General features: G+C 69.3%; 7 protein-coding genes and 2 pseudogenes. 5 read left to right on the top strand and 4 right to left on the bottom strand.

Translation table 11 applies throughout. The features are described from left to right. Positions 1-94: 94 nt before the first annotated feature. Entirely contained in the window at positions 95-793 is a 699-nt protein-coding gene (locus tag ACF1ED_RS37145) for a DUF4097 domain-containing protein (protein WP_391767786.1), read from the top strand. Positions 794-851: 58 nt separating this feature from the next. Here the strand turns inward: ACF1ED_RS37145 and ACF1ED_RS37140 are convergent, their stop codons facing one another. The 3 genes and pseudogenes from ACF1ED_RS37140 to ACF1ED_RS37130 form a co-directional block, all read right to left on the bottom strand. Continuing rightward, a complete protein-coding gene (locus ACF1ED_RS37140) occupies positions 852-1,238 on the bottom strand; it encodes a hypothetical protein (RefSeq protein ID WP_391767785.1) in 387 nt (128 codons plus the stop codon). Beyond that, positions 1,235-1,348, bottom strand: a pseudogene (locus tag ACF1ED_RS37135) (IS5/IS1182 family transposase); the annotation flags it as partial. The gene ACF1ED_RS37140 and the pseudogene ACF1ED_RS37135, both read right to left, overlap by 4 nt. Before the next feature lie 183 nt (positions 1,349-1,531). Further along, positions 1,532-2,200 (bottom strand): TetR/AcrR family transcriptional regulator, encoded by a 669-nt coding sequence (locus ACF1ED_RS37130; RefSeq protein ID WP_391767784.1) that lies wholly within the window; start codon positions 2,198-2,200, stop codon positions 1,532-1,534. 58 nt (positions 2,201-2,258) lie between these two features. On the opposite strand from ACF1ED_RS37130, the gene ACF1ED_RS37125 reads away from it, so the two are divergent. The 3 genes and pseudogenes from ACF1ED_RS37125 to ACF1ED_RS37115 all read left to right on the top strand — a co-directional run. Continuing rightward, entirely contained in the window at positions 2,259-3,707 is a 1,449-nt protein-coding gene (locus ACF1ED_RS37125; protein ID WP_391767783.1) for an MFS transporter, read from the top strand. Continuing rightward, on the top strand, positions 3,704-4,099 hold the full coding sequence (locus ACF1ED_RS37120) for a cupin (protein WP_391767782.1): 396 nt from the start codon (positions 3,704-3,706) through the stop codon (positions 4,097-4,099). Before ACF1ED_RS37125 ends, ACF1ED_RS37120 begins: the two co-directional genes overlap by 4 nt. Before the next feature lie 82 nt (positions 4,100-4,181). Then, positions 4,182-4,403, top strand: a pseudogene (locus ACF1ED_RS37115) (Lrp/AsnC ligand binding domain-containing protein); the annotation flags it as partial. Positions 4,404-4,912: 509 nt separating this feature from the next. On the opposite strand, the gene ACF1ED_RS37110 reads toward ACF1ED_RS37115, so the two are convergent. Then, the gene (locus ACF1ED_RS37110) at positions 4,913-5,332 is read right to left on the bottom strand and encodes an HGxxPAAW family protein (protein ID WP_391767781.1); all 420 of its coding nucleotides are present in this window, start codon (positions 5,330-5,332) and stop codon (positions 4,913-4,915) included. Between the two features lie 141 nt (positions 5,333-5,473). On the opposite strand from ACF1ED_RS37110, the gene ACF1ED_RS37105 reads away from it, so the two are divergent. Continuing rightward, positions 5,474-5,905: a MarR family transcriptional regulator gene (locus ACF1ED_RS37105; protein WP_391767787.1), complete on the top strand. Its 432-nt coding sequence runs from the start codon at positions 5,474-5,476 to the stop codon at positions 5,903-5,905. Positions 5,906-7,140: the final 1,235 nt, after the last annotated feature.

Raw genomic sequence — 7,140 nt, 5'->3', positions numbered from 1 at the left:
CAGGCACAAGATCATCCGACACCCGCACCACTCTGCCGCCACCAGACCCGACCGCCAAGCCCTCACACCGAACTCATTCTGAAACGATCAGTTAGTGGCGGCCGGGATCGCAGCCGGCGGGCTCGCCGCGTGCGGTCTGGTGAAGGGTGAGACCTTCGGGGACGACAGCACGCTGTCCGGGAAGATCACCTCCGTGCGGCTGGAGAACGGGTCGGGCGGCGTCACCGTCAATGGAAGGGAAGGCAGAGGGAAACTGTCTTTGCGCCGTGAGGTCGAGTACCGCGGCGACAAGCCCCAGGGTGCCACCCACCGGATCGAGAACGGCGTGCTGATCCTCGGCGGCTGTGGCAGCCGTTGCTCGGTCAACTACACCGTCGACGTGCCCGTCGGTGTCCCGGTGAGCGGGGAGGTGTCCAGCGGCAGCATCCACCTGACCAAGGTGGGGGCCGTGAAGGTGACCACCGGTTCCGGACGCATTGAAATGAACGGCGTATCCGGCGCGGTGGAAGTGAAGACCTCCAACGGCAGGATCACAGGGCAGGACATCAAGGGCACGCGGATCCAGGCACAGACCACCAACGGCGAGATCAACCTGACCCCGGCAACACCGCTGGACGTGCAGGCCAGTACGTCCAACGGGGCCATCACCCTGACCCTGCCGAAGGCCGAATATCAGGTGATGGCCGACACGAACAACGGCGACAAGACCATCGGCGTCTCCGACGATCCGTCGGGTAAGTTCCGACTCGACCTGAAGAGCAGCAACGGGGACATCACCGTCAAGAACTCCTGACATGGTGGTCCGTGAGCTGGTATCCGTTGCTGGGTGATGTCTGGGGCAGGGGCGCTGGCTACTGCTTCCTGGCGAAGTGGCCGGTGTCGGCTTCGGTGAGGATCCCGAGTCTGACCAGGCGATTCAGCTTGGCGCGGGTCCCTTCGATACTCTTCGGCAGCAGTTCGTGGCCGAGGGCTTCGCAAATTTTCTTGGCCCGTGGCGGTCCGGTCGCATGGTTGAAGGCGGTGAGGATGCGGGGGTCCGGGAGCTCGGGCAGGGCCGGCGCGACGGCCGGGAGCCGGCCGGCGACGGTCATGCGGATGATCGCGAAGTGCTCCAGGTACATCGCGACCTCCCGTAACTGGGCCTGAAAGCCCCCGATCAGTGCGCGGAGGCCGTCGGCTAGGGCCCAGGCGGCATCTTCCTGGAGGTCCAAAACATTGAGCAGGGGCTGGAGGCTCACGCTGCCACCGCCTGCGGCTCGCGTCGGGTGACGGTGTTCATGCCGGTGCGGCGGCGGATCATGACGTGGGTCATCGCCCAGTAGACGCGGGAGGCGAAGGAGGCGCACCTGCTCACCGTCCGCGCCATCGGAGCCCCATGCCCCGCGCCCCGGGCGGCGGAATCCCGATCCGCGGGGAAGGGCGGCTGCCCGCCCCGGCTCGAGGCGACCATCCTCGGTAGGGGAGAAGGGGGCTGGCACGCTTACGGCATGTCAGCGTCGCGGGTCCTGAAGCGTTCACGGGCGGCGCTCCGTCAGCGGGTGGCGAGGAGGCCGTCCACCAGCGCTCGGAGTCCGTCCAGGTAGGTGTCTTCGGCGGTCAGCGACGCCCAGCGGTCCGCGACCTTGGCCAAGCGGGGAAGCTCGCCCGGGTCGAGATCGGCGAAGACTCGCTCCCGGTAGGTCGTACGGTCGTCGTCCGCGCGGCGCCGGGCCGCGGCCGCGCGGACCATGATCTCTCCGGCGGTGTAGTACCAGATCGCGCGGTATCCGCGGACGGCCTGTTCGGGGGTCAGTCCGCACGCGACCAGGCCATCGACGATCTGCTCGACGAACCACAGCGCGGACGTGGACATCAAGTCGTCGGCGGTCAGCACCTCCGTGATCCAAGGGCAGGCGGAGAGCGCCTCGTGGACCGCGGTGGCGGCGGCGATGGTCCGCTCGCGAGGACGGCCGGGCAGTTCGGGCCGGCGCAGGGTTCGGGTGGCATAGTCGTCGAGCAGGAGGACGAGCAGCTCCTCCTTGTCGCGGACGTGGTGGTAGAGCGCCATCGGCGTACTGCCGACCTCCGTGGCCAGTCGCCGCATGGTCAGCCGGTCCGCGCCTCCCTCATCCATGATCCGACGAGCTGCCTCGATGATCTCCTCGCGAGAGATACGGGGAGGTCGGCCCAGGGTTTTGCGAGGTGCGGACGGTCGCGGCATGCCCCCCATCATTCCTCAGGTGTGGACAGCGGTGTACCCCGCCGCTTACTTTTCTTACATGTATAGAAACTCTGGAGGGAAGCCCGGAGTGGTGCTGGCGGCAGCCGCCGTCGCCCAGTTCGTGTGCGCCCTGGACATGTCCGTGGTCAACGTCGCCTTACCCGCGATCCGCACGGCGCTGGGATTCACGCCGCTCGACCTGTCGTGGGTCGTGCACGTCTACGCGCTCGCGTTCGGCGGGTTCCTGCTGCTGGGCGGCCGCGCCTGCGACCTGTACGGCCGGCGTCGGATGTTCGTCCTGGGGCTGACAGTCTTCGGGCTGTGCTCTCTGGCGGGCGGGCTGGCCCAGACCCCCTGGCACCTGGTTGCCGCCCGCGCCGGACAGGGCCTGGGCGCCGCCGTGGCGGCGCCCGCCGCGCTGGCGATGCTCACCACCACCTTCGCCGAAGGCCCCCGGCGTGTCCGCGCGCTGGGGGTGTGGAGCGCGGTGAACGCCGCGGGTGGAGCCCTGGGCGTACTGGCGGGTGGACTGCTCACCCAGTACGCGGGCTGGCGCTGGATCATGCTGATCAATCTCCCCATCGTGGCGGTGGCGCTCGCCCTCGTCCCCGCGGGAGTGCCTGCCGGAGGGTCACCCGCCCGGCGCGAGAGGCTGGACGCGCCGGGCGCCGCCCTGGCGACCGGCGGAGTCGGACTGCTCGTACTCGGTGTCGTCCGCACCGACACCCTCGGCTGGAGCTCCCGTACCACGTGGGCGACCCTCGGCGCCGCGGCCGTGCTACTGACCGCCTTCGTCGTCGTCGAGTCAAGGGCCACCACACCTCTGCTCCGCCTCGGCCTGCTGCGCAGCCGCTGGATCGGCGGCGCGAACGTGCTCGTGTTCCTGGCCGCGGCCGGGCAGTTCACCGCGTTCTACTTCGTGTCCCTGTACATGCAACAGGTCCTGGGCATGGGGGCCGCGGCGACCGGCATCGCCTTCCTGCCCTTCTCCCTGGGCCTGGTCGCGGGAACCATCGCGGCCACCCGTCTCACCGCCTCCCGCACGCCCCGGGTGTCCCTGGTGCCCGGCGCCCTGCTGGCCGCCGGGGGCCTGGCATGGTTCGCGCTCATCAGCCCCGACGGCAGCTTCCTCACCGACGTACTCGGCCCGTCCCTCGTCACCAGTCTCGGCGCCGGACTGGTCCTGGCCCCGGTCGCCGCCGCTGCAACCACGGGGGTCCCTCCCAGCGAGGCCGGCATGGCCTCCGGCCTGATGAACAGCTCCCGCCAACTCGGCGGCTCCATCGGCCTGGCCGTCCTCGCCACCGCCGCCGCACATCACACCGGCACGGCCACCGACCCAGCCGCGCTCAATGCCGGCTACGCCCTGGGCCTTGCCATCGCCGCCGCCGTCTTCGTGCTCGCGGCGGTCGTGGCGATCACCGTACTGCCACGTCGCCGGACCGCCACACGGTCACCACAGTCCACCGCCACCGCAGACAACCAACTGGAAGGAACACCGTCATGAAGACCACCGTCGTCGACCTGTTCGCCTCGGCGCTGCACTTCCACCCCGACGGCGACGTCCGAGCCGTCGAGCGCCAGATGACCAGCAGCACCTCCAGGACCTGGCAGATCGCCACGTTCCACGTGGAGACCGATGCCGATGTGCACGCCGACCACTGGGAGATGCACCCGGAGGCGGAGGAAGCGGTGTGCTGCCTGACCGGCGGTGTGCGCCTCTACTTCCGTCCCGACGCGCCCGGCGGCACCGAGGACATGGTGCGGTTGCAGGCAGGCACCGCCGTGGTCGTCCCCCGGGGCCGCTGGCACCGCCTGGAACTGGACGCCCCCAGCGACCTGATGTCGATCACCCTGCGCCACGGCACCCGCCTCGAACAGCGCACCCACGCCCACTGACCGAAGGCGGCCCGGCAAACCGATGCCGGGCCACCACAAGCCCCGCCGGCCAACTGCGTTGCCCCTGGGGCCGATGTCGGACGGCGAACCTGACTACCTCCTGCGCGTCGCCACCGCCGACCTGGCCGCCTTCCAGCAGCTCTACGACCAGCAGCTTGCCCAGCTGCCCGGGGTCCAGCGCCCGACGTCAACCCTCGTCATGAAGAACGTCATCGACGACCGGCCCTGCCCCTGTAGTCGGGAGGAGGCCCCCGTGGCCTCCCCGGACAAGAAAGATCACCTCCGCCGAGGGCGGCCCGGATAGGACCCGGCGGGGCGCAGCGGGGCCCCGTTCTTGAGGAAGGCAAGACGCACGGTGGCGAGGCTGGTTCCTTCACGGTCGGCGATGTCTTGGAGCGACAGGCGGTCCCGTTCGTACCAGGCACGCCACGGTTCTAGGTGGGTGGCGGTGCGCTGGGTACGGCGGAACCGGGGCGGACTCCAGTCGATGGGGTGCCGCGACGGCCCCCACTCGCGGGGACGGGCCCGCCATCGTGCGTGCCACCGAGCAACCACCGTCCCTGCTCCCGTACGTACGGGGATGGTCCTGTGGCCGATTCCTCGTGTCGTTCGGCGGGCTGTTCCTTGTGTCTGTGGGGTTGTTCGGGGTTTGGTCGTTTGTGTTGCTGTCTGGGGTGGTGGGGGAGGGGCCGGTCGGTCTGTTCCTGTGTCGCGCTGGTCGCGGTGGAAGCGATTGTGTACCGCCGGCGTGGGAAAGGGTTCGGGTCCGCAGCAGTCTCGATCAGTGCTTCCTCGTCCTGTGAAAGCTTGGTTTCACCCCGGAACGGGGGAGTTTTCTCGGTGCTGCTGGGCGGGACCCGGAACTGTTGATTCCGTCTGATCCGGCGCCACCCGGCCGGCCGTGGCGGTCGTGCCGACCGCGGCGGTCGCGGGTCGTCGGCCGGCGATGCGGCATCCCGGGCAGTCGGGGTGGCCCCGGCGCGCCCCGAGGTCCCGTACCCGCCAGGGCCAGTCTTCCCGGGGGCGGGGCCCGCTGGGCTTGCCCCATCCGGCGAGGTGGAGCATCCAGGTCGTGACGCCGGCCAGGAGGCCGAGGCCGGTGCCGAGCAGGAAAAGCGGCGGAGAGACGGCGACAACCGCGAGGCCGAGGACGCTGAGGCCGGCGACCGCGAGTCCCGTGCCCGTCCAGCCGGCCAGTGTGTGCCCGAGGTCCACGTCGCCGTGCGCGCTCATGAAAGGTCCTTCCTGATGGCAGGGATAGGCTGGCCCAAGAGAAGATTTATCTCATGAGCTAAGTTACTTAGACTGTAAGGGATTCTTGCATTGGTCGACAAGGCGCGCCCCCCTGCCACCCGGGAGCAGGCCCACGCCCAGATGGACCGGCTCATCGCGCTGGGCATCGTGGCGCAACACCACATGGCACAGCGCCTGGGCCTGAACGTCACCGACCTCACCTGCCTCGGCTTCGTCCTGGAAGCGGAGACAGCCGGGGAATCCGTCAGCGCGGGCGATCTGGCACAGCGGGCGAACCTGACCACCGGCGCGATCACCGGTGTCATCAACCGCCTCGAACGCGCCGGATACGCCCGGCGCGAGAACGATCCGAACGACCGCAGACGGGTGTACGTCGTCTCCAACGCCTCAGCCGCCGGACGCCTCTTCGAAGCGTACGGAGGCAACTACCGCCGCATGGCCGACCTCTTCGCCGACTACTCTCCCTCAGAGATCGCGGTTCTCTCGGACTGGCTCACCCGCGCCACCGCAGTCCTGGGAGTCTCGCTGGACGAGGCACGCGAAGCCGACTGACGGCACTGGTGGAGCGCTGGGCGGTCATGGGGATGGCCCCACGCCGAACGGCAAGGTGACGAGGTGGGACGACTGCCCCCCCGCGGGGATGGCCCCACGCAGATCTGCGTGGCCGGGATGGACTCCGGCTGCTCCCTGCGCCTGCGGGGATGGTCCCTCTGTGCGGACGGAGGCCAGGAGCTGCTGCATCTGCTCCCCGCCTGCGCGGGATGGCTCCTTCACCGGGTACGCCCAGGACGGCGCCAAGATGCGCTTTCCGTACCTGCGGGGATGTTCGGGGCTTGGTCGCTTGGGTCGCTGTTCTGTGTCGGAGGGGGAGGGGCGGGGTGGTTTGTCTGTTTCGGTGAAAGCTGCTTGGGCGCGGGCCGGCTTCGGGGAGAACTGCAGATCAGGAAGCTGCTCCCCGCGCACGCGGGGGTGGCCCCCCGCGGCCGAACTCATCCATGCGGTGCGGCTGCTGCTCCCCGCGTCCGCGGGGATGGCCCCTTCGAGGACTGGCAGGGGGCAAGGCGCGGGACCTGCTCCCGCACGCGCGGGGATGGACCCACGACGCCGCCTGAACCACACCCACACCACTGCTGCTCTCCGCTCGCGCGGGATGGACCCACCGACACGCTGAACTGCTCCGCGTCTGCGGGGTGGACCCTCAGACGAGTCGGCCGTGCCGCGGTCCCAGTCCGCTGCTCCCCGCGCCTACGGGACTCACCTTCGGGTGTGGGTGCTGAAGCAGGGTTTGGTGGTGGTGCTGTGTCGGTTCTTCGGTCGCTTGGGTCGCTGCTGTCGGTGGTCGTGGTGAGTGGGGGGAGCGGTCATTGTGGTCGTTCGCCACTGAGTTCACCATGCTCATGGGTACTCACTACCATGCTCACCACCGAACTCACCATGCCCGGGGTTGCTCACCACTGGGCTCACCATGGGTGGCCCCTGGGAGTGTTTTGTCTGTTTCGGTGAAAGTTGCTAGGGAGCGGGCCATCGTCGGGTAGAACTGCAGGTCAGGAAGGCTGCTCCCCGCGCCCGCGGGGATGGACCCGGCCGGAGCAACGTGCAGGAGGGGCCGATCGACTGCTCCCCGCGCCCGCGGGGATGGACCCGGCGCGGCCGAGTTCCGGTGCACTGACCAGCCCTGCTCCTCGCGTCTGCGGGGCTGGGTTCTGTATGTCACATGTGGAAATCGCATACGGGTGTGTGGTTGTCGGTGGGTGTTCCTGCCGCTGCGGTGTGCTGTTTCTGCTCCT

Source organism: Streptomyces sp. NPDC014656, from assembly GCF_043084305.1.
Lineage (GTDB): Bacteria > Actinomycetota > Actinomycetes > Streptomycetales > Streptomycetaceae > Streptomyces.
This window is presented reverse-complemented; position numbering and strand designations above follow the sequence as displayed.